Source organism: Mucilaginibacter sp. P2_A4, assembly GCF_056405015.1.
This window is the reverse complement of the sequence record NZ_JBFUCX010000001.1, coordinates 568,345-594,271: the sequence shown is the minus strand read 5'-3', so window position 1 is coordinate 594,271 and position 25,927 is coordinate 568,345. Positions and strand designations below refer to the sequence as shown.

The following is a 25,927-nucleotide window of genomic DNA, read 5'->3' as shown; positions in this document are numbered from 1 at the left end:
AACCTGCTGTGCGAATTAAAAAAGAGATGAAAGATCAATATTACTTACAACCGAAGCCCTAACCTCGCATCCCGCAACACGAGCCAGATTACATATAATACTTCTCGCCGTCTGTTTTAATTTTGCCGGCATCAAGCAGTAGCCTGATAGCTTCCATCTTCTCTTTTTCGGTGCCGATATTGATGGTGGTTACAAGTGTGCCAATATCAGGGGTTGATACGCTTAATAGCTGCACTATCTCGTTTGTGATGTTATCAAATATTTCGTCGGCGTTTTTATGGCGTTTTTCATCCAGGCAAACATCGCAGATGCCGCATTTGCGGGCATTTACCTCATCAAAGTAAGCCAGCAACATTTGGCTCCGGCATTTTTGATGAATGGCATAAGCAAAAACCGCCTCCATTTTTTGACGATAGGTTTCCTTGCGCTCCTCTATGTAGTTTTTGTTGATAAACAGGCGGGCGGCCTGTTGCCTGGCCTTTAAATAGGTAATCTGCGGCTTATCTGTTTGTTGCAGATAACTTATTAAACCAAACTGTTGTAATTGCAACAAACCGTCAACAACCTGCTGAACGCTCAGGTTTGTGCGCCTGGCAAGGTCAAATTCTTTAATCCTTACGTAATCCTCAAATGATCCACCGTAGGAGCGCAGCAGGGTTTTAATAAACGGATCCCAACCGGCATTCTGAATCTGGAAATTATATAATACCTCGTTCACCACCTCGAACCTGAAACGCGATGGCAGAAACACACTTTCATTGAATGATAGGTATTCATCCTTCTCCAAAAATTTAAGTGCATTTAAAGTTTTAATAGGGTCCAGCTTAAACCGGCTGCAAAAATCGCCAAGGTCAAGATCAAAGCTCAGCCCCTCGCCTGCCTCGTAAGCAAGCTGGTAATAATTAGCCAGGCTATGGTATACCTGCTTAATTTCATCAACCGAAGGAAAATTAAGCAGGAACATTTTTTCCTGTCGTAACCTATCGGCATGGGTATACAGCAATACGCCATAAGCTTTTTGCTCATCGCGCCCTCCACGGCCTGCCTCCTGGTAATAAGCCTCCAAACTTTCGGGCATATCTTTGTGGATCACAAAGCGCACATCAGGCTTATCAATCCCCATCCCAAATGCATTGGTAGCAACAATTATCCGGGTGCGGTTACTTTTCCAGCTTTCCTGCCGCTCGGCTCTTATATCCATGGGTAAACCGGCGTGGTAATAATCGGCTTTGATACCGTTTTCGTTGTAAAATTTTGCAATGTCGGCGGCATCCTTACGGCTGCGTACATACACAATACCGCTGCCTTTAACACCTTTGGCTATATCCAGCATGCGGCGCAATTTATTCTCGGCATTTTGCACCACATAGCTAATGTTTTTGCGTTCAAAACTTTGCTGGTATACAACCTGGTCTTTAAACAGTAATTTATCCTGTATATCCTGCTTAACATCAACTGTTGACGTAGCCGTTAGTGCCAGCACAGGCACATTGGGATGAAGTTCGCGCAAATCGGCGATGTGCAGGTATGACGGCCTAAAATCATATCCCCATTGCGATATACAATGTGCCTCATCAATGGCAATCAGGTTTACCTTCATATACTTGATACGCTCGCGTACCAGTTCGGAAAGTAGCCGCTCGGGCGAGAGGTACAAAAATTTAACCGTGCCATAGATGCAGTTATCCAGGGCCAGATCAATCTCGCGCAATCCCATGCCCGATACAATGGCCACTGCATTGATACCTTTCCCTTTCAGGGTTTCTACCTGATCTTTCATGAGGGCTATAAGTGGCGAAATCACAATACATATCCCCTCTTTTGCCAGCGCAGGCACCTGGAAACAAACAGATTTGCCACCACCGGTAGGTAATAAAGCCAAGGTATCACGACCTAATAAAACAGATTTGATGATCTCGGCCTGCATCGGCCTGAAATGATCATGGTTCCAGTACTGTTTTAATATTTCCTCTATGGTCATGTATTTGGGTAAGCCCCAAATTTAGTGAGAAAGCGGCAGGAATCAAGAGACAAGAAATAAGAGTATAAAAAATGTGCTTATTACTTAAACAGCCATTTATAAAAGTCCGGAAAATCGCCATTCCATTGTTTCTCATTATGGCTGGCGCCTTTAATAATTACTACCGGGGCGTTTTGGGGCTTAACACCTTTTTCTTGTACAATCGCAGCCATTTTTTTCATATCGGCAACCATATCTTCACTCTCGGCATCACCGCATACAAAGTAAAAGCGGGCTTTATTCCCTATCTGCTTTTGTTTTGCCAGCTCATAAATTTCTGGCGCTATCCAAAACGCGGGCGAAAATATACCGGCATTACCAAATACATCAGGATATTTAATGGTAGCATACATTGATATCAGCCCGCCCATGGAGCTGCCTGCAATGGTAGTATATTTTGCACCGGCTTTAGTTTTATAATGCATATCAATGTACGGCTTTAGGGTTTTAACTAAAAACTCAACGTAATCGGCACCCAGGCCCTTGCCGTATTTTGAATCATAGGGATCATATTCTATAATACGGTAATCACCGCCGTGATCAATACCTACCACTATACATTCTTTTTGAGGCAATACTTTATCAAGCAGTTCATCAATTCCCCATTCGCCATACCCGCTATAGTAGTCATCAAACAGATTTTGCCCATCGTGCATATAAATTACAGGGAATTTCTTTTTGGATGAGGCATAATCTTTGGGCAGATAAATCCATACACGGCGTTGCCTGCCCAGTTGCGGTATTTCAAAATTATCACTTATAATATGTACCTGTGCTGAAGCTGTATGTTGCTTTGCTGCAGTTGCAAAATTATCCTGCCAGGCGGCAACATCTAAAGTTATCAAAGTATCATTTGCAACACTAAGCGTTCGGTTATCAATGCCTTTACCAGCGGAGCTGCATTCAACTGTACCCCAGCTGCCACGGGTTATTTTGTAATTGTAAATGCCTTTGGGCATAACTTTCAAAAGCTGGTAGCTGCCATCTGTATTAGGTATCATTTGCCAGGCACTATCTGCCGGGTTCCAGTTGTTAAAATTACCGGCCAAAAACAGGTGCTCGGATGCACTTTTTAAAGAGGCTATTTTGCCCGTTTTAAAGGCAGTTTTTACCTGTCCAAAAAGTAAAAAACTTTGACCTAAAATCCAAAACGCGCAGAAAAATATTTTTTTTCTCATTATTAATTGTTTCATTGACAAGTAATTTCCGGGAACGTTCCCGGAAATTGGTTACATATTAGGAAAATTACGCAATGTGTAATTTTGACACTTAGTTTCGTGCAAATCTTTGTAAATCTGCAAATTTCCCACAAAAAAGGCGTTAAACCCTTAAAAAAAATAACTTTCCTGAGGTTGCCCTAAAGTTAACTATACCTTAATTTATTCCTTCAAAATTATCTTTTACATAAAATTTGCATTTATTATTTCTAAATGTAAATTAGTCACGTGCTATTACAGCAAAATTATCAGACCAATTAAGTACTGGCTAAATAAGCCTTTTTTATTCACACAAACCAAAAAGTAAATGAGAAAAAATTACTCAAAAAAGTACGTTCTCCTTTGTGCCTTTCTAATGATGTCAGTGATGGCATTTGCCCAAACCGGAAGCATCAAAGGCAAGGTATTAGACGAAACCAATGCGCCCCTACCCGGCGCTTCAGTTACCATTGATGGCACAACCCTTGGTGGAAGTACCGATGCAAATGGTAGTTTTACCATAACCGGTGTTAAGACCGGGAACGTTACCGTAACCGCTAAATTTTTAGGTTACATCCCTTTAAAGAAAACCGTTACGGTAAATACCTCTGTTACGGTAGTTGATTTTAGCCTTCAGCCCGAAAGTAAAAGCCTGAATGAAGTTGTGGTTATAGGTTACGGTACTCAAAAAAAGAAGGATCTTTCAGGATCTATCGCAAACGTTACTTCAAAGGATTTTCAAAAGGGAGTTATCACAACTCCTGAACAATTAATTGCAGGTAAGGTTGCAGGTGTTTCTGTAATTTCAAACAGCGGTGCCCCAGGCGCAGGAAGCCAGATCCGTATTCGCGGTGGTGCTTCACTATCTGCAAGTAATGACCCACTTATTGTTATTGATGGAGTGCCTATCAGTAACAGCAGCATTTCTGGAGCTGCAAACCCATTAAGTTTAATCAATCCAAATGATATAGAATCATTTTCTATATTAAAAGATGCATCTGCTGCCGCAATATATGGTAACAGGGCTTCAAATGGTGTAATTTTAATTACCACCAAAAAAGGAAGCAGCGGTAAACCAACTGTTGATTTTAGCACACAGTTCTCTGTATCTAAATTAGTTAAAGAGGCGAGCGTACTTAGTGCAGATCAGCTTCGTGATTATGTAAAAGCAAACGGATCAGCTGCCCAGCAAGCCCAGTTAGGTACAGCAAATACTGACTGGCAGAAACAGATCTATCAAACTGCCGTATCAACAGACAACAATATCAGCGTTTCGGGTGCTACTAAAGTTTTACCTTACCGCGTTTCTTTTGGTTACCTAAATCAGGATGGTATATTAAAAACAAGCTCATTAGAGCGTTTAACAGGCGCTATAAACCTTAATCCAACCCTGTTCACCAATCATTTAAAAATAAATTTAAACTTAAAAGGGGCGCAGGTTAAACAAAGGTTTGCAAACGAAGGCGCTGTTGGCTCCTCTGTAAGTTTTGACCCTACACAACCCGTTTACTCTGGCAGCAAACGTTTTGGCGGCTATTATGAGTGGCTTGATTCAAAGTCAACTTCTGGTTTAAGATCATTAGCTGGTTTAAACCCACTGGGTTTGCTTGAGCAACAAGACAACAGAAGTAAGGTTTACAGAAGCATAGGTAACTTACAACTTGATTACAAATTCCATTTTTTACCAGAATTGCATGCCAACGTTAACTTTGGCTATGATATTTCAAAGGGTGATGGACATACCATTATTCCTGATAGCGCAGCTAACGGTTATAACCGCTTTAAAGATCCACAAGGAAAGTTTCATGGCGGTACCAATAACGTTTACAAACAAACGCAATCAAATAAAATTTTTGAAGGCTATTTAAGCTACGCAAAAGATTTTAAAAATATAGCAAGCCATATTGATGCAGTAGCCGGTTATTCTTACCAGGATTTCGAGACTACTAATTATAACTATAATGATTACACCTACGACAAAACTGTTGTAACCCCTCCTACTTATCCTTTTGATAAACCGGAAAATAGATTAATATCAGTTTACGGACGTTTGAATTATGTTTTTGAAGACAAGTATATTTTAACTGGTACTGTACGCCGTGATGGATCATCAAGGTTTAATCCAGATCAAAAGTTCGGTACGTTCCCATCGGGAGCATTTGCCTGGAAAATTAAAGAAGAATCATTCCTAAAAAGCTCATCGGTAATTTCTGATTTAAAGTTGCGGGTTGGTTATGGAGTTACAGGCCAGCAGGAAGGTATTGGCAACTATGATTACATTTCTTATTATAACTTAAGTAATAGTACCGCGCAATACCAGTTTGACAACACATTTTATAGCTTGTACCGCCCCGGAGGATATTATTACAACAGAACTTGGGAACAAACCGCAGCTACAAATATTGGTTTAGATTTCGGCTTTATAGATAACAGGATAACCGGTAGTGTTGATTACTTTAACCGTAAAACAACGCATTTGTTAAACAAAATTTCGCAGCCGGCCGGTACCAACTTCACCAATGAGATTGTAGCAAATATTGGTGATGCAAAAAGCAGTGGTGTTGAGTTTAATATAAGCTCGGACATCATCAGGAGCAAAGATGTAACCTGGAATGTTAATTTTAATGCTACCTATAATACAAACAAAATAACCAAGCTTACCATATCTAATGATCCGAATTACGCAGGTAGCCCAACCGGCGGCATTTCTGGCGGAACAGGTAACAACATACAGATCCAGTCGGTAGGTTATGCAAGAAATTCATTTTATGTATACCAACAGGTGTACGGAACAAATGGCAAACCGCTGGATGGCGTTTTTGTTGACCGTAATAATGATGGCGTAATAAACACGCAAGATCTTTATCATTATAAAAGCCCGGATCCTAAAGGGTACTTTGGTTTAACATCAAACGTTAACTATAAAAAATGGTCTGCTGGTTTTGTTGCCAGGGCAAGCGTAGGTAACTATGCCTATAATAACGTATTCTCGGGCTCGGGCACAAAAATAAGCGTTCTTAACCCGATAGGAATTATAAACAATGCATCAACAAATTTATTGGAGAGCGGCTTAAGCGGCAGCAATGATAAAAATGTGCTATCAGACTATTACATTCAAAATGCCTCATTTATCAGAATGGACAATGCGAACATAGGCTACAACTTTGGTAAAATATTTGGCAGCAGAGGTAACCTTAGGGTAAGTGCAAATGTTCAGAATGTGTTTATTATAACAAAATATAAAGGGTTAGATCCTGAAGTAAGCAATGGAATTGATAACAACTTCTATCCAAGACCGCGTACTTACGTTTTAGGTTTAAATCTATCGCTGTAATTATTTGATTATTATAAAAAAATTAGCATGAAAAAAAATTCATTTAAAATATTATTAGTTGCCGGATTGATATCAGGTAGCTTGGTATCATGTACCAAAAAACTCGACCTGCTCCCAACTAACGATGTAACATCAGCGCAGGTTTACAGCACCGCCACCGGTTATAAACAAGCTTTTGCAAAAGTTTACGGAAGTTTTGCCCTAACCGGAAATAAAGGACCGGCAGGCGATGACAACACCAAGGATATCCAGGGATTAGACGAAGGTACTTCTGATTATTTCCGTTTATTATGGTGTGCCCAGGAATTATCTACTGATGAAGCTGTTATAGGCTGGGGAGACGTTGGTCTTCCCGATTTCCATAACATGAGCTGGTCATCAAGTAATGTATTTTTAAAAGGCTTGTACTATCGTTCCATGTACCAGATCACACTGGCCAACGATTTCATCCGTCAGTCTTCTGATGCAAATTTAAGCAGCAGGGGAATTACAGGCACTGATGCTGATAACATTAGAAGATTTAAGGCTGAAGCCCGCTTTTTAAGAGCTTACCAATATGCTACATTGATGGATATGTTTGGTAACCCTCCATTTGTAACAGAAGCAGATGCATTAGGCTCAACATTACCTAAACAAATTTTGCGCAAGGATCTTTTTACTTATGTTGAAAGCGAATTGAAAGCAATTGATGCAGGTTTAGCTGACCCTAAAACAAACGAGTATGGCCGTGCAGATAAGGCAGCAGCATGGGCCTTATTGGCAAGAATATATCTGAATGCCAAAGTATATACCGGTACAGACAGAAACACAGATGCTATTACCTACTCTAAAAAGGTAATTGGCGCCGGCTATTCTTTAATTAGCGACTACACCAAATTAATGCGTGCCGACAATAATTTGAACCGCAGAGAATTTATCCTAACCATTAACTATGATGGATTGCATACACAAAGCTATGGTGGTGCAACCTTTATGACTCATGCACCTGTAGGTGGTTCAATGCCTGCATCTGAATTTGGTATCAGCGGTGGCTGGGGAGGTGCACGTACTACTAAAGCTTTGGTTAACCTGTTTCCGGGTGGTGCTTCAAGTGCAGATAAACGCGCGCAATTTTATACACCTGGTCAAAATTTAGATATCACCGACATAGGCACCTTTACCGATGGTTATGGAATAACCAAATTTAAAGATGTTAAAATTGACGGCGGCGCGCCTCAAAGTTTGGATTTTGCTGATATGGATATTCCTATTTTCCGCTTACCAGAAATGTACCTTACTTATGCCGAGGCGGTTTTACGTGGTGGCTCGGGTGGCGATGCTGTTACAGCTTTAGGTTATGTAAATGCATTACGCACACGTGCCTACGGTAATGCCAGCGGAAATTTAACAAGTATAACAGTTGATAACATCCTTGACGAAAGAGGAAGAGAGTTGTATTGGGAAGGTTTCCGCCGTACAGATTTGATCCGTTATGGAAAATTTGTTGAAGACACCTATTTATGGCCGTTTAAAGGTGGAGCTAAAAATGGTAAATCCGTTGAAGCATTCCGCACCATATTCCCATTACCAAGCAGCGATGTTGCAGCCAATACTAACTTAAAACAAAACACAGGATATTAAAAAACGTTCCGGGTATCTTTTAATGAAGATACCCGGTTAACCGTTCCATAAAATATAAGAAGAGATTATGAAAAAATCATTTACAAAATTCCTGGCTTTCGGCAGTATTGCGCTGTTGATGCTGGCATCCTGCAAAAAGGATGAAAGTAATAAAGTTGTAGCATCACCGTCAACAGCAAAAGGCACACTGACAGCAAGTACAACTACGCCGACGCTTAGCAAAGCACACCTTACAGATAATGCCATCACCTTCACCTTTAAAGCGCCAAGCTTTGGCTTTAGTTCTGCAATAAGCAATTCGATACAAGTAAGTGGTACCGCTGCTTTCGTAGATACGTTGACTAAAGAGACTACCTTAAGCAGCAAAGATGTTTCAAAAACATTTACTGTTATGGATTTTAACAACTTGTTGCTGGCCGCAAAATTACCTGGGGGCGTTGCAACAACTGTTCATGTGCGTTTAAAAACACAGTTCACTGGTTCGTTAGTTGCTCCTACATATTCAAACGATATTACGTTAACAACTACACCGTTTAATTTAACTTCATTTTTGTATACCGTTGGCGCATTCCAGGGATGGGATATCAATCACCAGGATAGCTTAATATCGGCTACAAGCAACGGCATTTATGTTGGTATAATTAATTTTACTGCTGGTAATAACCAATTCCTGGTAGTACCCGGTAAAAAAAGCTACGACAATAAATACGCCACTGCTGATCCTCAAAACACCACCAGCAGTAATGTGGCTATAGGCGGAGCCAATAATTTCTACGCTCCTGCGGCTCCTGGCTTTTATACGGTTACGCTTAACCTTAATACTAACAAAATTTCATTTGAATCCTTCACAGATTATTACAGTATTATTGGTGACGGCGCAAACGGATGGAGCGATGGTAACGATGTGGATATGAAATCCGCCAACGATGGTAGCGGATCATGGAGCGTTACGCTTCCATTAAAATCTACTGGCTCAATCAAAGTTAGACTTGGGCATGCCTGGACACATAGTTACGGTATTCCTAAAACAGGAGCAAATGGCACCATCCTGACTTCATCAGATGATGACAATATCCCTGTACCTGTTTCAGGCACCTACAAAATCACTTTTAAACCTATCGGAAATGATAATGCTCAGGCTACCTATACAATGGTAAAGCAATAAGAATTTTATACAGTTGACTGATTGATTTGAACGCCCGCCTGGTGAAAACCAGCGGGCTTTTTTGGCTATTGGCCATAAAAAAAGCGATGGAGTTAATACCATCGCTTTTTACTTTATCTTTTATCCTTGGTCAAAAGGAGTTTATCTATCCTTAATATCCTTGTACTCTCTATCAGTGTCGCCGGTATAAATCTGGCGCGGACGACCGATAGGCTCTTTGTTCTCTTTCATTTCTTTCCATTGTGCAATCCAGCCAGGTAAACGGCCAAGTGCAAACAATACGGTAAACATTTCTGTAGGGAAACCCAAGGCACGGTAAATAATACCCGAGTAAAAATCAACGTTTGGATAAAGTTTGCGCTCAACAAAATAAGGGTCTTTCAGCGCTACCTCTTCCAGTTTTTTGGCTATCTCCAGTACTTCATCATTGATACCTAATTTCTCTAATATATCATCGCAGGCCTTTTTGATGATCTTGGCCCTTGGATCAAAATTCTTGTATACACGGTGACCAAAACCCATCAAACGGAACGGATCGTTTTTATCCTTGGCTTTGGCAATCCATTTATCGGTATCACCACCATCATTTTTAATTTTCTCCAGCATCTCAATAACGGCCTGGTTTGCGCCGCCATGCAGCGGGCCCCAAAGTGCTGAAATACCGGCAGAGATTGATGCATATAAATTTGCATCAGATGAACCCACAATACGCACGGTTGATGTAGAGCAGTTTTGCTCATGATCGGCATGGAGTATCAGTAATTTGTTCATTACATCAACTACTACCCTATCAACCTTATAATCTTCTGTACGTTCGGCAAACGTCATGTACAGGAAGTTGGTCACATAATCATATTTATTTTGCGGATAAACAACCGGATGGCCTAATGATTTTTTATAGATCCATGAAACCACGGTGCTCATTTTGGCAAGTAGTTTTTTTATCTCCAGGTTTACTTCCTCTGTTGATAAACCTTGCTTTAGTGATTCGGGGTTAAAAGCAGCTAACGCGCCAATCAATGATGAAAGCTGACCCATTGGATGTGATTTTGACGGAAAACCATCAAAAAATTTCTTCATATCCTCGTGAACCAACGTATGGCGGCTTATTTCATATTGAAACTCATCTAACTCTTTTTCGGTTGGTAAACTGCCATAAATTAATAAATAGGCTACTTCAATAAAGCTGGCATTCTCGGCCAGTTGCTCAATTGAATAACCACGATATTTAAGTATGCCCTTCTCTCCATCCAGAAAAGTGATGGCGCTTTTGGTAGCTCCTGTGTTTTTGTAGCCGATATCCAGCGTTACATAACCACTTTGATCCCTCAGTTTTGAAATATCTATTGCTTTTTCACCTTCTGTACCCTCAATTACCGGGAGTTCAAATGTTTTATCACCAATTTTTAGTTGTGCTGTTTCCGACATAGAAATTTTTGTATCTGCAACAAATGTAATTAAATCTGCGTATTAATAACCGCTAAGATAATTTACTCTTTGTAAATTTTTAGGTGCAAATTTATTAATTTTACCTTCTTTTATTGAGCACCGCCCCCTAATTTATCAAAAAAGCACCAAGTAATGTCGTTGAAAGTTAAAACATTGTTAATGATCCAAAACGACAATACAATTTACCGGCTATTGCTCATCGGTTTATTCATAGCAAGTCCTTCATTACATTATCTCTGCTCTTTTAACTCGTATGATCCCATTTGGTTGAGGATAATCAATAGCTTTTTTTGCCTTTTATCACTGGCCATATCTTTCGGCAATAATAAAACCATCTATACAATAAGCACTTACACCACCATTCTAGCATTTATAGTAATCAATAATTGTATTTTACTTAGTAAAAACGGGTTCGAACATGTTTACCTGTTTAGCTCCGTTACCATATTTATTGCCTTAACTTTATTTTGCAAAAAGCGGAAGGAATTTGTTGCCATTTGCGCGCTTAATTTGATTGCCATCATCGCTGCATATTACACAGCCCCCCACTTAAACATATCATTAACAATATTGGCTGTATTAATTTTAATTTTTACAATTATTGCATATGTATCTTTCCTGGTGATTATGGCTTACCAGTATCAGCTTAAAAATGCCATTGGTAAGGCAATGGACCTTAATCGTGATTTACTGGCTAATGATGGAATGCTACGCGAAAGCCGGGAAGATCTTCATTCCCTTATTAATTCACTTAAAGATATCATTTTTGAGTTTAATGAAGATAAGGTTTGCTTAAATGCCTGGTATAACGAACTAACCGCGAGACCAATTAACCCAAGCTTACTCATTGGTAAAAAACTGGCCGACGTTTTAACCCCTGAAAGAGCCATAAAATACGATATTGCCCTTGATTATGTAATAAAAAACAGGCTGCCTACTTCTATCCAATATATATCAGATTATGGGAGCGGGAACTGGTTTACCTGCGATATGATGCCGGTATATGATCGTAACGGCGCTTACACCGGAAGGATCTCTGCATCGGTTATTGATATATCAGAACAAAAAAAATATGCCGATGCTTTAAAGGCCAATGAGGCGCTTTTGCTGGAAGCTCAGGCTATTTCAAAAACAGGCAACTGGTGGTATGATCACACTACCAGTGAAACCTATTGGTCTGACAACTTGTATGCCCTGTTGGAAATAGATAGTGTACCGGAAAATATTAGCAAATTCCATTATTACATCAGCCTTATCCACCCCGATGATCAGGAAAACGCAGAGGCCTATCTATCAAGCATACATGCAATCACTCAACCTCAGTTTGAGCATAAATTTATTACACCTAAAGGTAATTTAAAGTATATCAAGATAATTCGTGGCGCGCTTTTGCAGGATATAGAGGGCAATAACAAACGTATTTTTGGTGTACTACAGGATATTACCGAAGCCAGGCTATCAGAAAAAGCCGTAAAAATTAGCCAGGCAGAGTTGATGGAGGCCCAAACCATTGCCAAAATAGGTAACTGGAAGTGGGATTTAACTACCAATAAACTTGCCTGGTCTGAGGAACTGAACGTCATCTACGAAATTCCGACTGCAACAACTTCGCATGAACCGGATTTTATTAAGCTGTTGCTAAAATATGTTCATCCTAATGACAGCTACATTTTAAAACATCTCTTAAAAAAACCTGAAGGTTTAAAAGATGTCTCGCATGAGTATCGCATCATTACACCAAACGGAAATGTAAAATACCTAAGCATTATTATAGGTAAGCTAATGAAGCGTGATGATGGAAGCACTCGCAAAATAATTGGCACATTACAGGATATCACCGAGCGTAAAAAAGCGGAGTTAGATTATCGCCAGTCGGAAAGCAAATACAAACTGGTTTTGGAAACAATTAACCTCGCTGCAATTACGCTGGACAAGAACGCTAATGTAGTTTTCTGCAATAAATACCTGGCCAACCTGGTAGGTTATTCACAAAATGAGATAGTGGGCATGAACTGGATGAAAAACTTTGTACCCGATGACCTGCAGGATTTTCTGCTGAACTGGTACAAAAACGATACAATTAATGCCCATTTTGTTAACCCTATTATTTGCCGTAATGGAGATCTGCGTATTATAAGCTGGCAAAATACTATCAGCTATGATGAGAATGGAAACCTGAAGGAAACTACAAGCATTGGAGAGGATATTACCGATCAGCAAAAGGCCAGGCAAGAACTGATATCGGCCAAAGAACTTGCAGAAAAATCATCAAAATTCAAATCGGAGTTCCTGTCCATCATGAGCCATGAAATCCGCACACCGATGAACGCTGTTATTGGCACTACCAATTTATTATTAACCGAAAATCCGCTGCCAGGGCAGATGGAATACCTCAATACACTCAAATTTTCGGGAGAGAACCTGCTGGCCATTATTAATGATATTTTAGATTACAATAAAATAGAAGCCGGTAAGCTGGAACTCAACAATACTCAGTTTAACCTTCACCTACTTATCCAAAAAATAAAGCAGTCATTTCATTCCAAAGTGGCCGAAAAGCAGTTAACATTAGATGTTATCATTGACGAAAGCATTCCTGAAATGATAACCGGCGATGCTATGCGTTTAAGCCAGGTAATGAACAACCTGGTGAGTAACGCGGTTAAGTTTACCCATAAAGGTGGAGTTACCATCAAATTAGAGAAGGAATTTATACACAACTCAAATGTAACTGTAAAATTTACTGTTACTGATACGGGCATAGGCATATCTGCCGATAGCTTCAACATTGTGTTTGATCCCTTTATGCAGGACAAACAGGTTATCAACAATGATTATGGCGGTACCGGCCTTGGCCTCGCTATTACTAAACGATTGGTTGAACTGCACAACAGTACGATATCTGTTGAAAGTGAGCTGGCCAAAGGCACGTCATTTGCCTTTTCAATCGCCTTTAATATTGCGCCGAAGGCCATAGGTCAGCAGCAGGTTACCCCTTCTATTCCCGGGCATGTACTTGATTTAACAGGTATGAAAATACTGATAGTTGATGATAATAAAATGAACCTGATGATAGCTACCCGGTTTTTAAAGAGATGGAACGCCCAGGTTGATGAAGCGCTTAATGGTGAGATTGCCGTTAACATGGTGAACAACAACAGCTATAACCTCATCATTATGGATTTGCAGATGCCTGTTATGGATGGCTTTGAAGCAACTGCTATCATCAAGAAATCATACCCCGATATTCCGATCATTGCACTAACGGCAGATGCCATGCCCGAAACCCACAACAAAGCATTTGATGCCGGCATGAGCGACTACCTCACTAAGCCTTTTGAGCCGGGCACTTTATTTGAGAAAGTAGCTAAACACTGTAACACTACTGCAGTTAATGAATAACACACCCCGAAAGTTCAAATTAATTCAATTGTTCCTTAACCGCCCCACAGGTTTTCATACTTTCGGGAAAATAAGGATTTTCGATGTTTTTATTGAGCGATAACCAGTAGCCTCCTTTTCCGCTATCGGCCATGGGGCAATAGTCAACATATATAGTTGCGGTTTTTAGTTTAGCTCCTTTAACCAGCATCATAATATCTTTACTCAATATCAAAAAACTTGCGCGTTGTACTTTTACATCATCTGTTGCAGTAATCTGGTGGGCAAGCGTAGCGGTTTCTGAACACCCTTTTATAATTTTTAGTTTACCCTCAAGCACTGATGCGGTTGATTTGATACCAGCTACATCTGATTTTAAAAACTCATCTTTTAACCCGATGTAGGCGGTAAAAACTTCGGCCGTATTGTTGGTATCAACTACACGTGCATCAACAATTTTCGCGGTAGAATCTGCTTTAGCGGTATCCTGCTGTTTTGCAGGCTGATTACATGCCGAAGCCGCTACAAGAGCGCCAAACAGCCAAACATGGTTTACAATTTTCATTATTGCTTAATTAGTACGTATGGCTTCAACGGGGTCGAGCCTGGAGGCAAAATATGCAGGAATAATTCCCGATACCACACCAATCCCGATAGAATAGCTTAAACCAATGATAATATTTTTAGCTCCAAGTATTACCTGTACATCAAATACAGCTTTTATACCAAATGTTAAAAAATAAACCATTAAAAGCCCTACCAGCCCCCCCATTATACAAAGCGCTATGGATTCAATTAAAAACTGCAATAATATAAAATAGTTTTTAGCGCCCAACGATTTTTGAATACCAATAATATTTGTACGTTCTTTTACCGATACAAACATGATATTGGCAATACCAAATCCACCAACCAGCATTGAAAATAATCCTATAATAAAACCGCCCTTGTTTAATACATTAAAAACGATATCCAGCTGTTGCGTTAACATGGTAGTACGGTTAAGCGCGAAGTTATCTTCAACACCCGGCCTAAGGCTCCTGATAGAACGCATTAAACCTCTTACCTCGCTTTCAACATCATCTGTTGGTATTCCCGCCTTACCCCTTACAATAATGGATGGGCGATAATTTTCATTCTGAATATCTATCAGGTTATGGGCAAAATTCAGCGGCAGTAAAACCTCCTTGTCGGTTGATATACCCAGCATATCCTTACCCTGTTTTGAAAACACGCCAACAACTGTTACATACCGGCCCATTACCTTTATTTGCTTACCAATAGCATCCCCGCCAGGGAAAAGGTTTTGTGCTATATCATAACCAATATCGGTTATGGGAGCACCCGTTTTTGATTCAATGCCGGTAAAATACCGGCCTTGTGCAAAATCAAAATTCCAGGTTTTATCATGATCCTGTGATGCCGCATCTATCTGCGCGCCATCAACGGTGTTACTTTTATATTTAATAGTGCGGTTATCAATACTTATCTCGTATGATAGTGCTTCGGCAGTTTGGCTGCGACGAGAAAGTTCATTGAAATCTTTAAGCTTTGATACCGGCCTTTGCAGATATTTCCACCATGGAAAATCACTGCCGCCTACCCAGGGCCATTTTTCAACGTAGATACTATTATTGCCCAGCTTGTTAACGCTGCTCTGCAAATTATTGCGCAAAGTATCAACCGCCGAAAATACCGCTATAATAGTAAATATGCCTATAGTAACACCCAGCAATGAAAGCGTTGTGCGGATTTTGTTTTGCCTTAGCGCATCATAAGCAAACAAAAAGCTTTCCCCTAAAAGTTTTAAAAACAGCATAAACTTATTTTGATTTCAATGGTTATCACACTGCGTTTTGCTCATTGCAAAACAGCAAATAAAGATCAAATTATACCCGGTTGAATATTTTTATTTTTAGACTATATTGCCATGCATAAGTTACAGTATTTTAATATTAAACTTAACAATTAATAAAACACAATCACCCTTAAAAAAATCGGTGAAAATAACAAAAAAATTCATACATTTGCGCCCTGAAAATTCATATACATAAACATGAAATTATCTCAATTTAAATTCAATTTACCAGATTCATTAATCGCACACAACCCTTCAACAACCCGCGACGAAGCCCGCCTAATGGTTTTACACAAGGATTCTGGCAAAATTGAGCATAAAATATTTAAAGACGTACTAGATTATTTTGATGATAAGGATGTTATGATCCTTAACAATACTAAAGTATTTCCGGCCCGTTTATATGGAAATAAAGAAAAAACAGGCGCAACCATTGAGGTTTTTTTACTACGCGAGTTAAATAAAGAACTGCGTTTATGGGATGTACTGGTTGATCCGGCACGTAAAATACGCGTTGGTAACAAATTATACTTTGGTGATGACGACCTGTTAATTGCCGAAGTTGTTGATAACACTACTTCACGTGGACGTACCATCCGCTTTTTATTTGATGGCACCGACGAAGAATTCCGCCGCAATGTGGAGATCCTTGGTGAAACTCCGTTACCAAAATACATAAAACGTAAAGCTACAGCCGAAGATAAAGAGCGTTATCAAACCATTTTTGCTAAGCATGAAGGTGCTGTTGCCGCCCCTACTGCCGGCTTACACTTTAGCCGCGAGCTAATGAAGCGCCTTGAATTAAAAGGTGTTGAATTTGCCGAGGTTACCCTGCACGTTGGTTTAGGTACTTTTCGCCCGGTTGAGGTTGAAGATTTAACCAAGCACAAAATGGATTCTGAGCAATTTATTATTGAGCAAAAACAAGCAGATATTGTAAACAAGGGTATTGATCGTAAAGCACGTATATGTGCTGTAGGTACTACGTCAATGCGTGCTATTGAATCGGCAGTATCGGCAGGTAAAACACTTAAAGCCGCTAACGATTGGACCAGTAAGTTCATTTTCCCTCCGTATGATTTCAGCATAGCCAACTCCATGATCACCAACTTCCACACTCCAGAGTCAACTTTATTGATGATGGTATCGGCATTTGGCGGTTATGAGCATGTAATGAATGCTTATGAAGTTGCAGTTAAAGAAAAATACCGTTTTTACAGCTATGGCGATGCCATGCTGATCATCTAATCTTTTAGATTTGATACATGATATTTGAGATATGAAACTTAGGATTCATATCTCATTTTTTTTGTTTTAGTTTGTACTTAAAGACATGTCATCCTGAACTTGTTTCAGGAACCCACAGGACAGGCATCCCCGCATGAAGTAAAATTAGCACGTGAGATGCCGAAACAAGTTCGGCATGGCATTGCAGGTCAAAATTTATGGAAAACCCTAATCTAAAATCTCATATCTCAAATCTCATATCTAAGTATGTAATCATCGTAGCCGGTGGTTCTGGCAGCCGGATGCAATCGGCAGTTCCCAAACAGTTTTTACTTGTTAACGGCTTACCTGTCTTAATGCACACGATGTTTGCTTTTTATAATTCCCATGCAAAACCCAACATCATCCTTGTTCTGCATGCTGATTTTCACGCTTACTGGAATGAACTATGCACAGCGCATGATTTTACGCTCCCCCATCTTTTAGTAGCCGGTGGCGAAACCCGCTTTCACTCGGTAAAAAACGGACTGGATAAAATAGAATGCACAGATGATGCGCTAATAGCGGTACATGACGCCGTTCGCCCGCTCATCAGCGCCACAATTATTGAAACATCATACAAACATACACTTGAATATGGCAATGCCGTAACGGCCGTTAAAAGCCGCGATTCGATAAGGCAGATGATTAATGGCAAATCGGTAAGCTTATTACGGGATGAGATTTACCTGGTACAAACCCCGCAAACTTTTAAGGCCGGCCTGTTAAAAAAAGCCTACAAACAACCTTTCAATTCAAAGTTTACAGATGATGCAAGTGTGGTAGAAGAGTTGGGCGTGGAGATTCAACTTACAGAAGGGGATCACGAAAACATAAAGATCACCTTCCCTGAGGATATAGCTATTGCAGAATTACTTTTAAGCAAAAAACGCCGCTGATCAAAGGATCACCGGCGTTTTATTTTTTGATCGAATGTTACGCTCTTCGGATAACTCCCAATAGTACAGCAATAATAGCTATTACTAAAAGTATGTGAATTAAACCACCGCCAAAAGGGTGAATAAATGCTCCGAATAGCCATCCTATTACCAGGATAACCGCGATGATGTACAATAGGCCTCTCATGTTGTTATGTTTTAATTGATAAGTGTGTTAAGCTTATTACTAAAATCATTCCAAAAATTTGCGGCAAACAAAAAAGCCCCGAAAAAGGGCTTTTTATAAAGATTTAATACTCGTCTTCGTTAAAAAAGAAATCATCTTTAGTCGGGTAATCCGGCCATATTTCTTCTATATTTTCATACGGCTCACCATCGTCTTCCAGTGCCTGCAGGTTTTCTATCACCTCCACAGGAGCTCCAGAACGAATAGCATAGTCAATTAATTCATCTTTTGTTGCGGGCCATGGCGCATCTTCAAGGTGAGATGCTAGTTCAAGTGTCCAATACATGTTTCTATATATTTTATATTTATAAGTAAATTTACTTTTTCGCAAAAGTATAACAATTTCAATTGGAATATCAATTTTTTTTTCACATAATTACATGCGCGGTATCCATTGATTTTCAGGCACATTACGCTCATTTGCAATTTTGCGTGCCAAAGTGAATAGGTAATCGCTCAACCTGTTCAGATAAATATTCACTTTTTCATCAACTGTACTTTCATTAGCCAGCTGAACGGTAATCCGCTCGGCCCGGCGGCAAATACATCTTGCAATATGGCAAAACGAAATGGTATTATTACCCCCCGGTAAAATAAAATGACGCAGCTCGGGCAATTGCTCGTTCATCGCATCCATTTCCCGTTCCAGCAGCTCTATATCTCCCATATGCAGATCTGGTATTACCATTTTTGATCGTTCCGGATCAGCCGCCAGCGAGGAGCCTATTGTAAACAATCTGTCCTGTATCTGCTTCAATACTTCTTTATGATGTATATTAATGCCCTGGTCGCCGATGAGACCTATATATGAGTTTAGTTCGTCAACAGTGCCGTAGCTTTCAATCCGCAAATGATATTTAGCAACCCGGGTACCCCCTATTAATGAAGTAAACCCCTTATCCCCTGTTTTAGTATATATCTTCATTTATTTAATTAAAGTGAATATATAATTTTTACAATAAATGTGGTAATTTAAATTCATGCAATAAATCAAATATGATCACTTCCGTTATTTAGTTAGTATAATTTTTGATAATGAAATATAGTTTATTAAATGATAGTTTTAAACTTGCATTAGTATAATGAAATATTGTTTATCAATAAAAATCATGAAATCAATCATAATATCTTCCAAATTAGTTTTCATTGCCGCTTCGGCCCTGGTAATTTCAGCATTTAGCTGTGGTGGCAGCACCAGCACAAAAAAATCTGCCGATACAGCTGCACCCAAACCAGCAAAAGCGTCAATCAGCAGTATTCTCACCGAGAAACAATTTAATGATCTTTTTCCACAACGCGATAAATTTTATACCTACGCCGCCTTTATTAAAGCAGCCGATGAACTTGGGCAGGTAAGCGTAAAAATTACCCGCCGCGCGGTTTCGGTTTACCAGTTTATACGTACCGATAAAAAAACAGGTAAGGCAACCGTAGTACGCCAGGATGCCGACTGGAACGAAGAATGGGCAAAAAAGAAACCCGACAGTACCTTCACCGTTGATTATGGTGAATTTTGCACTGCCTTTGGCGCCGATATAAATAAAAAAGAACTGGCCGCTTTTTTTGCCCAGATAGCTCATGAAACCCGCCATGGTATGAACGGCAGCTACACCGATGGCTTGATGTTGATACATGAAAGCAATACTTCAAATACTTACGTATCTGACAGTGATGAATACCCTCCGGTAGCCGGTAAAAAATATTATGGACGAGGCCCCATGCAATTGAGCTATAACGGAAACTACGGCTATGCATCAAACTGTATTTTTGGCGATCCAAAGATATTGCTTAACACCCCCGAACTGGTAGAAACAGATCCTGTTGTAGCCTTTAAAGCCGCAATTTATTTCTGGATGACGCCCGAAACCCATAAACCATCTGCCCATGATGTAATGACCGGCAAATGGCAGCCCACCGCCGCCGACAAAGCACATGGCCGCACTACCCCGGGCTTTGGTATGACTATTAATATTGTTAACGGCGATGTTGAGTGTGGTAAAGGCGATAATTACGGCATGAATGACCGGATTGGCTTTTACCAGTTTTTTTTAAAGAAAATGGATATAAGCGATCCTAATTGTGCCTGCTCATGTGGTAAAATGGAGCCGTACAAATATTAACAGTTTTAAGTACGCTGATTTGTATAAGTATGATTATAAATACATTTATGCGATTGTTATTAATAATCATACTTTTCGCAGCCTATAGCACTCTCTCATTTGCTTCAAGCAAAGCGGATACCATTAAACATATTGCCCGTCGCCCATCCTCCATTGGCATCATTGGTGATACGGCAAATGTGAATACACCTGTTAAAGGCGGCATTGCTATGGTTGGTGGTGGCAAAGACGTTGACGCGGCTTTTAAATGGATGATAAAACGAAGCGGCGGAGGCGATGTGGTAGTGATCCGTGCTTCGGGTACAGATGCTTACAATCCTTATATCAAAGCATTGGGTAAAGTAAATTCCGTAGAAACTCTTTTGATTAACTCACGCGAGCTGGCTGATAATGATACCGTGGCATACATCATCCGCAATGCCGAGATGCTTTTTATTGCCGGCGGCGACCAATCAAACTACATGAAATTTTGGAAAGGGACCAAAACTCTTGATGCCATCAATTATCTGCTCAACGTAAAACATACCCCGGTTGGCGGCACCAGCGCAGGCTGCGCCATTTTAGGAGGCTTTTACTATAGCGGCGAAGATGGCAGTATTACCGCAGATGAAGCATTGGGCAATCCTTACAATAGCCTGGTTAAGATATACAACAATGATTTTTTACATGTCCCCTATCTAAAGCAGGTTATTACAGATCAGCATTATTTAACCCGCAAAAGGCAAGGACGCCATGTGGCATTTTTAGGCCGTATTAGTAAAGACTGGAACATTTTTGCCAAAGGCATTGCTGCCGATGAACGTACCGCAGTTTGTATGGATGCAAATGGCCAGGCGACGGTAATTGGTACAAGCAAAGCATATTTCCTGGTAACCGACCGTAAAAAGCTGCCAGAAACCTGCGAACCGGGTAAACCGTTAACCTGGAACAATACCCACCAGGCCATTAAAGTTTATGAGGTGCAAGGTACAATTGAAGGCAATGGCAGTTTTGATGTTGCTGAATTTGATTTAAAAAAAGCTACCGGTGGCAAGTGGTTTTGGTGGTGGGTTGAAGATGGTGTTTTGAAACAGGAAGAAGAAAAATAAACCTTGAACAAGCAGGAAAATGACAGGCGGAGATACCTAATTAAAAATATTTCACAACAAAAAAGAGGCAAATCTCCCGACCTGCCTCTTCCATACAAATAAATTTTTATTTACGGCCAAACACCTAAATTTTGGTAAGAAACCGCTATTTTGTTGATGGCACCTACCATTGCTGCGCTGCGCAGGGTATCAATCTTAGGATTGTTTTTGTAGATCTCCCTGATCTCGTAATAGGAACGGATCATGGTGTCTTCCAGTCCCGAGTTTACAAGCTCCAGCTCGGATGCACCTTTGATAATAGTTGAACGCTGCATCGGGGTTAATGATGTACCGGTGATGCCCTCAACCATGTTTACCAGGTTAAGGTTTGAGTTTTCCTCAAATCTGCGGTTCATGCGGCCAAATGCTACGTGACTAAGATTTTTTAACCATTCAAAGTATGATACAGTAACACCACCAGCGTTAGCATACATATCCGGGATGATAATACCGCCATTGGCGTAAAAAATGGCTTCAGCCTCTGGCGAGGTTGGTCCATTTGCACCTTCGGCGATGATCTTAGCTTGTATGTTATAGATGTTGGCTTCGGTTATCTGGTTTTCCAGCGCTGCAGGTACCAGGATATCACATGGCTGCTCCAGGCCTTCCATGGTATTGGCAAATTCCTTTGCTGCGCCTGCGTAACCTAATATGGAACCGGTTGCCTTGCGGTGCTGAAATACAGCCTCTACATCCAATCCATTCTCGTTATAGATGGCGCCTTCAAACTCACAAAGACCTACGATTATTGCACCAAATTCGGCCAGGAATGTAGCCGAATAGTAACCTACGTTACCCAAACCCTGCACAATTATTCTTTTGCCCGATAAGCCCGGCAAAAGACCCAATTTTTGCATATCCTCACCAAAGCTAACACATTCGCGAACGGCAATAGCCACACCACGGCCGGTAGCTTCTCTTCTTCCGGCTATTCCCTGCAAAGCAATAGGTTTGCCTGTAACTGCACCCATAGCATCCAGCTGACCGGGATTCATGGTAGCATAAGTATCCGCTATCCAACTCATTTCGCGTTCGCCAGATCCATAATCCGGCGCGGGTACGTCAATGCTTGGACCAATAAAGTTTTTCTTGATTAATTCCACTGTATAGCGGCGGGTAATATTTTCCAGCTCGCCCACGGTATAATTTTTAGGATTAATTTTAATACCGCCTTTTGCACCACCAAACGGAACATTCACAATGGCGCATTTGTAGGTCATGAGCGCTGCAAGGGCCATTACCTCATCCTCGTTCACCATTTCGCTGTAGCGAATACCGCCCTTTGTTGGCGATTGATGGTGCGAGTGCTCTACACGCCATGCATCAATTACCTCGAAGCCATTACCCCTGCGGATAGGAAAACGGAACCGGTATACGCTGTTACATGATTTTATCTGATCAAGCAAACCAGCATCATGTTTTGTAAACTGTGCTGCGTAATCAAAGTTTTTACATACATCACCAAAGAAGTGTGTCTCTTCGTTGGCAACTAAAATATTGGTATCCATAATTAACTGTATAAATATTAAACTCTTAAAAAAGTGAGCAAATTTGGTACAATTTTTATCAATATTGCAAATATATTATAGTTAGTGTGTTTGGTACACCTTAAAAAATACAGTAAAAACCATGTTTAAACTCAATAGGCAAATTTTTTAGACTAATTTTCTTTTTCGAGTTTTTTTAGTCTTCTATCGATAGAGAACAAATAAATAGCCAATCCAACAAAAACTATTACAATTGTGGTCACAACGACGTATATTTTCCCCGAACTGCGTAAAACATCGGCCATTTCAACAGGCTGTTTTTGTTGAGCAAAAGCCGTAGCAAAACTCAACACCAGCATTAACAATAATGTTAACTTCTTCATTAATTTATTTGGTTCTTTTTATATTCAATTAAACGGATGCGGTAACGGATAGATGCTATCCATAAACCTATAAAACTCCAGGCAATAAAGGCGGGATATACAACAATGCGCATGCGGTTATCCATATCCAGTTTACCAAAGGCGGGGTTGCCGCCGTTACCCGGGTGCAATGAATCCGTCATCCGGGGCAGCACCATTATCAATACGATCATGATAGGGAAGGCAAAGATGTTATAGATAGCCGAGATTTTGCCCCGTTTTTGTTCTTCGTCAATAGAGTTACGTAATACCGAGTAAGCGCAGTACAACAGAAACGCAATTGCCGCGCTGTTTTGCTTAGGATCGTTGCTCCAAAAATCGCCCCAGGTATATTTGGCCCAAAGCATACCGGTAAGCAAACCTAAGGCAAAAAAGAAGAGGCCCGTATTGGCGCTTTCTACGGCTATTAGGTCATACTCTTCTTTCCCTGTTTGCAGGTATTTAATACTATACACAACCGATATGGTAAATACGGTGAACATGGCCATCCACATGGGCACATGAAAGTAAGTATTACGGATAGTTTCGTGCAGGATAGGCATTGTTGGTACCCCAAGCAATAAGCCTGCGATAAGGGTGTATATAACCATAACTACGGCCAATACTTTCCACCATGTTTGATAAATAAACTTCATATTATTTAGATGCTCAAAGGTAATTCATTTGTTCATTAGTTCAATGATTCATTTGCTCATTAGTATGCTTATTGTATAAGCCTTGCCTATTTTTACAGACCAATGAACCATGGACCCAATGAACGATTAGTCTCCCGGCTCATAATCAACGGGCAGCAGATCCGCCAGTTTGGCTTTTGACCACGTACCTTCATACAGTGGGCTTGGATTTGATACTATTATACCATTCATATCAAACAGCGCATAGTTGGTAAATAAGGTTACAATGCTGGTTTCAAAGTTCTCCATATCCAGAGGGCGATACACATCCTTAAACTCGGTAAGCTCATGCTTTTTGGTATATACCACATACAAAAAATGAGGAAACATCAAGGCATAAATTCCAGGCTGCGGTGTTTTACGCAGGATCTCGATAGATTGATATGGTATTTTTACCACATTTTCATCATTCCATTTGGTGAGGTTACCTAACTTGTACCAGGCATTAAGGGAATCGCGGTTTAACTCCCTGAATCTTTTAATTTTTTGCTGAATGAGTTCCTCAGGCGGGCGTTCCCTGTTTAACGCCCGGGTAAAATCATGGGCTTCAAAACCCTCCTCTTTTAACCTGTCTTTATACAATGAACGGTAAAAATGTTGCGCCGAGCCATGATAAGCCTGCTCACGTTTTAGTTTCCACAGGCGTTTTTGTTCGGCAGTACCCGGCAATTGCTCAAAAAGTGCCTTGCCCGAGTATTCAATAGTATGTTCAATACCGTCGCTTAAAAACTTCTTCAGTAAAAATTTGGTGCGATAACCAAGCGCACGGTTCTCCACTACCAAAAATTCGTCGCCCTCAGCCTCCAGTTGTTGTTTGTTACGGTGATAAATAAGATTAAGAACATGCGAGTTAAGCACCCTGCACAGTTTAGAATTTTCAGTAGTGCCTATAAATTCGCGCTTAAACTGTTCATAGTTCTTCTTCCAATCGGCATTACTGCTTATCACTACTTCGCGTAACATCAACACCTTTTGAGTAAGCGAAATATCGAGCTTTAGGGGCTCATGCCCTACCTGTATGGTTTGCGAATAATCTTCATAACCCACCACGGTAACTACCAATTCATACTGCCCCGGCTTAACGCCCGATAGCGTGTATGAACCATCCTCGGCACTTGAAGTACCATAAGTGGCATTGCTTAAAAACACACTGGCATTGGCCACTGGGGCTTTACTTTCGCCATGCACCACCTTGCCGGTAATGATTGCATTTTGCGCCAAAGTAAAAAACGGGCATAGTAAAATAAAAGCTGTTAGGAGTATCCGGATTGGCCGCATTAACTAAAAATACTGAAATTTAATTTTCAAGCCACTAAAAAACACATTTTTTATGAACGCAGCATGAATTGACATCGTATTTTTTTGTTGATACAAGATTTTTACAAAAACACACCTGTGGTTGGCGGATCAAGTTGGATTGGCAATGACTGTTAAAAAAAACAGGTTTGTTGTAGAGATATGGATCTGTGCTGCATGATATCAATTATATCTCAGATCTTAATACAAACAGCCTGATATGTTAAAAATCGATCTAAGCCCGGCCTTTAAATTTCACTCATGAGAACGAGTAAAATTTGCTCATACAATTAAAACACATATATCTTTTAACGGGTAGAAAAAAAAGAAATACTTTAAATACTGAACCTCTTGACACACGATAATCAGAAACTTTATTACACTTTG

General features: G+C 40.3%; 20 protein-coding genes. 8 read left to right on the top strand and 12 right to left on the bottom strand.

Features of this window, described 5'->3' with window-relative positions; genetic code table 11:
* Nucleotides 1–88: 88 nt before the first annotated feature.
* Both AC1DYB_RS02330 and AC1DYB_RS02325 read right to left on the bottom strand, forming a co-directional pair.
* A complete protein-coding gene (locus tag AC1DYB_RS02330) occupies nucleotides 89–1,981 on the bottom strand; it encodes a RecQ family ATP-dependent DNA helicase (RefSeq protein WP_477432080.1) in 1,893 nt (630 codons plus the stop codon).
* An 80-nt stretch (nucleotides 1,982–2,061) separates the two neighbouring features.
* Nucleotides 2,062–3,198, bottom strand: coding sequence for an alpha/beta hydrolase-fold protein (locus AC1DYB_RS02325; RefSeq protein ID WP_477432078.1), 1,137 nt, complete (start codon nucleotides 3,196–3,198; stop codon nucleotides 2,062–2,064).
* A gap of 346 nt (nucleotides 3,199–3,544) precedes the next feature.
* Between AC1DYB_RS02325 and AC1DYB_RS02320 the strand changes: the two genes are divergently transcribed.
* From AC1DYB_RS02320 to AC1DYB_RS02310, 3 genes are all read left to right on the top strand, one after another.
* Nucleotides 3,545–6,550, top strand: coding sequence for a SusC/RagA family TonB-linked outer membrane protein (locus AC1DYB_RS02320; protein WP_477432076.1), 3,006 nt, complete (start codon nucleotides 3,545–3,547; stop codon nucleotides 6,548–6,550).
* 27 nt (nucleotides 6,551–6,577) lie between these two features.
* Nucleotides 6,578–8,170 (top strand): RagB/SusD family nutrient uptake outer membrane protein, encoded by a 1,593-nt coding sequence (locus AC1DYB_RS02315; protein WP_477432074.1) that lies wholly within the window; start codon nucleotides 6,578–6,580, stop codon nucleotides 8,168–8,170.
* A 67-nt stretch (nucleotides 8,171–8,237) separates the two neighbouring features.
* The gene (locus tag AC1DYB_RS02310; protein ID WP_477432072.1) at nucleotides 8,238–9,335 is read left to right on the top strand and encodes a SusE domain-containing protein; all 1,098 of its coding nucleotides are present in this window, start codon (nucleotides 8,238–8,240) and stop codon (nucleotides 9,333–9,335) included.
* Between the two features lie 141 nt (nucleotides 9,336–9,476).
* Here the strand turns inward: AC1DYB_RS02310 and AC1DYB_RS02305 are convergent, their stop codons facing one another.
* Nucleotides 9,477–10,763 (bottom strand): citrate synthase, encoded by a 1,287-nt coding sequence (locus AC1DYB_RS02305; RefSeq protein WP_295716260.1) that lies wholly within the window; start codon nucleotides 10,761–10,763, stop codon nucleotides 9,477–9,479.
* Nucleotides 10,764–10,943: 180 nt separating this feature from the next.
* Between AC1DYB_RS02305 and AC1DYB_RS02300 the strand changes: the two genes are divergently transcribed.
* Nucleotides 10,944–14,186 carry a PAS domain-containing hybrid sensor histidine kinase/response regulator gene (locus AC1DYB_RS02300; RefSeq protein WP_477432069.1) on the top strand — a complete coding sequence of 1,081 codons (3,243 nt, stop codon included), beginning with the start codon at nucleotides 10,944–10,946 and terminating at the stop codon, nucleotides 14,184–14,186.
* Nucleotides 14,187–14,205: 19 nt separating this feature from the next.
* Here the strand turns inward: AC1DYB_RS02300 and AC1DYB_RS02295 are convergent, their stop codons facing one another.
* Both AC1DYB_RS02295 and AC1DYB_RS02290 read right to left on the bottom strand, forming a co-directional pair.
* Nucleotides 14,206–14,730, bottom strand: coding sequence for a DUF3347 domain-containing protein (locus AC1DYB_RS02295; protein WP_477432067.1), 525 nt, complete (start codon nucleotides 14,728–14,730; stop codon nucleotides 14,206–14,208).
* Nucleotides 14,731–14,736: 6 nt separating this feature from the next.
* Nucleotides 14,737–15,984 (bottom strand): ABC transporter permease, encoded by a 1,248-nt coding sequence (locus tag AC1DYB_RS02290; protein ID WP_477397431.1) that lies wholly within the window; start codon nucleotides 15,982–15,984, stop codon nucleotides 14,737–14,739.
* 237 nt (nucleotides 15,985–16,221) lie between these two features.
* Between AC1DYB_RS02290 and queA the strand changes: the two genes are divergently transcribed.
* Both queA and AC1DYB_RS02280 read left to right on the top strand, forming a co-directional pair.
* The gene (queA, locus tag AC1DYB_RS02285; protein ID WP_295716267.1) at nucleotides 16,222–17,271 is read left to right on the top strand and encodes a tRNA preQ1(34) S-adenosylmethionine ribosyltransferase-isomerase QueA; all 1,050 of its coding nucleotides are present in this window, start codon (nucleotides 16,222–16,224) and stop codon (nucleotides 17,269–17,271) included.
* Nucleotides 17,272–17,468: 197 nt separating this feature from the next.
* Nucleotides 17,469–18,188, top strand: a complete 720-nt coding sequence (locus AC1DYB_RS02280) for a 2-C-methyl-D-erythritol 4-phosphate cytidylyltransferase (protein ID WP_477432064.1) — start codon at nucleotides 17,469–17,471, stop codon at nucleotides 18,186–18,188.
* 37 nt (nucleotides 18,189–18,225) lie between these two features.
* Here AC1DYB_RS02280 and AC1DYB_RS02275 read toward each other — a convergent pair whose 3' ends face one another.
* The 3 genes from AC1DYB_RS02275 to AC1DYB_RS02265 all read right to left on the bottom strand — a co-directional run bounded on the left by AC1DYB_RS02275 (nucleotide 18,226) and on the right by AC1DYB_RS02265 (nucleotide 19,339).
* The gene (locus AC1DYB_RS02275; RefSeq protein WP_110585189.1) at nucleotides 18,226–18,375 is read right to left on the bottom strand and encodes a lmo0937 family membrane protein; all 150 of its coding nucleotides are present in this window, start codon (nucleotides 18,373–18,375) and stop codon (nucleotides 18,226–18,228) included.
* A 103-nt stretch (nucleotides 18,376–18,478) separates the two neighbouring features.
* Entirely contained in the window at nucleotides 18,479–18,700 is a 222-nt protein-coding gene (locus tag AC1DYB_RS02270; protein WP_002996718.1) for a DUF2795 domain-containing protein, read from the bottom strand.
* A 90-nt stretch (nucleotides 18,701–18,790) separates the two neighbouring features.
* On the bottom strand, nucleotides 18,791–19,339 hold the full coding sequence (locus tag AC1DYB_RS02265; protein WP_477432062.1) for a cob(I)yrinic acid a,c-diamide adenosyltransferase: 549 nt from the start codon (nucleotides 19,337–19,339) through the stop codon (nucleotides 18,791–18,793).
* A gap of 184 nt (nucleotides 19,340–19,523) precedes the next feature.
* Between AC1DYB_RS02265 and AC1DYB_RS02260 the strand changes: the two genes are divergently transcribed.
* A complete protein-coding gene (locus tag AC1DYB_RS02260) occupies nucleotides 19,524–20,534 on the top strand; it encodes a chitinase (protein WP_477432060.1) in 1,011 nt (336 codons plus the stop codon).
* 47 nt (nucleotides 20,535–20,581) lie between these two features.
* The gene (locus AC1DYB_RS02255; protein WP_477432058.1) at nucleotides 20,582–21,622 is read left to right on the top strand and encodes a cyanophycinase; all 1,041 of its coding nucleotides are present in this window, start codon (nucleotides 20,582–20,584) and stop codon (nucleotides 21,620–21,622) included.
* Nucleotides 21,623–21,732: 110 nt separating this feature from the next.
* Here AC1DYB_RS02255 and AC1DYB_RS02250 read toward each other — a convergent pair whose 3' ends face one another.
* From AC1DYB_RS02250 to AC1DYB_RS02235, 4 genes are all read right to left on the bottom strand, one after another.
* Nucleotides 21,733–23,169: a Glu/Leu/Phe/Val family dehydrogenase gene (locus AC1DYB_RS02250; RefSeq protein WP_295716273.1), complete on the bottom strand. Its 1,437-nt coding sequence runs from the start codon at nucleotides 23,167–23,169 to the stop codon at nucleotides 21,733–21,735.
* A 152-nt stretch (nucleotides 23,170–23,321) separates the two neighbouring features.
* Nucleotides 23,322–23,531 carry a CcmD family protein gene (locus AC1DYB_RS02245; protein ID WP_477432056.1) on the bottom strand — a complete coding sequence of 70 codons (210 nt, stop codon included), beginning with the start codon at nucleotides 23,529–23,531 and terminating at the stop codon, nucleotides 23,322–23,324.
* Entirely contained in the window at nucleotides 23,531–24,205 is a 675-nt protein-coding gene (gene ccsA / locus AC1DYB_RS02240; protein ID WP_477432053.1) for a cytochrome c biogenesis protein CcsA, read from the bottom strand. Before ccsA ends, AC1DYB_RS02245 begins: the two co-directional genes overlap by 1 nt.
* A gap of 126 nt (nucleotides 24,206–24,331) precedes the next feature.
* Entirely contained in the window at nucleotides 24,332–25,522 is a 1,191-nt protein-coding gene (locus tag AC1DYB_RS02235) for a carboxypeptidase-like regulatory domain-containing protein (RefSeq protein ID WP_477432051.1), read from the bottom strand.
* Nucleotides 25,523–25,927 lie beyond the last annotated feature (405 nt).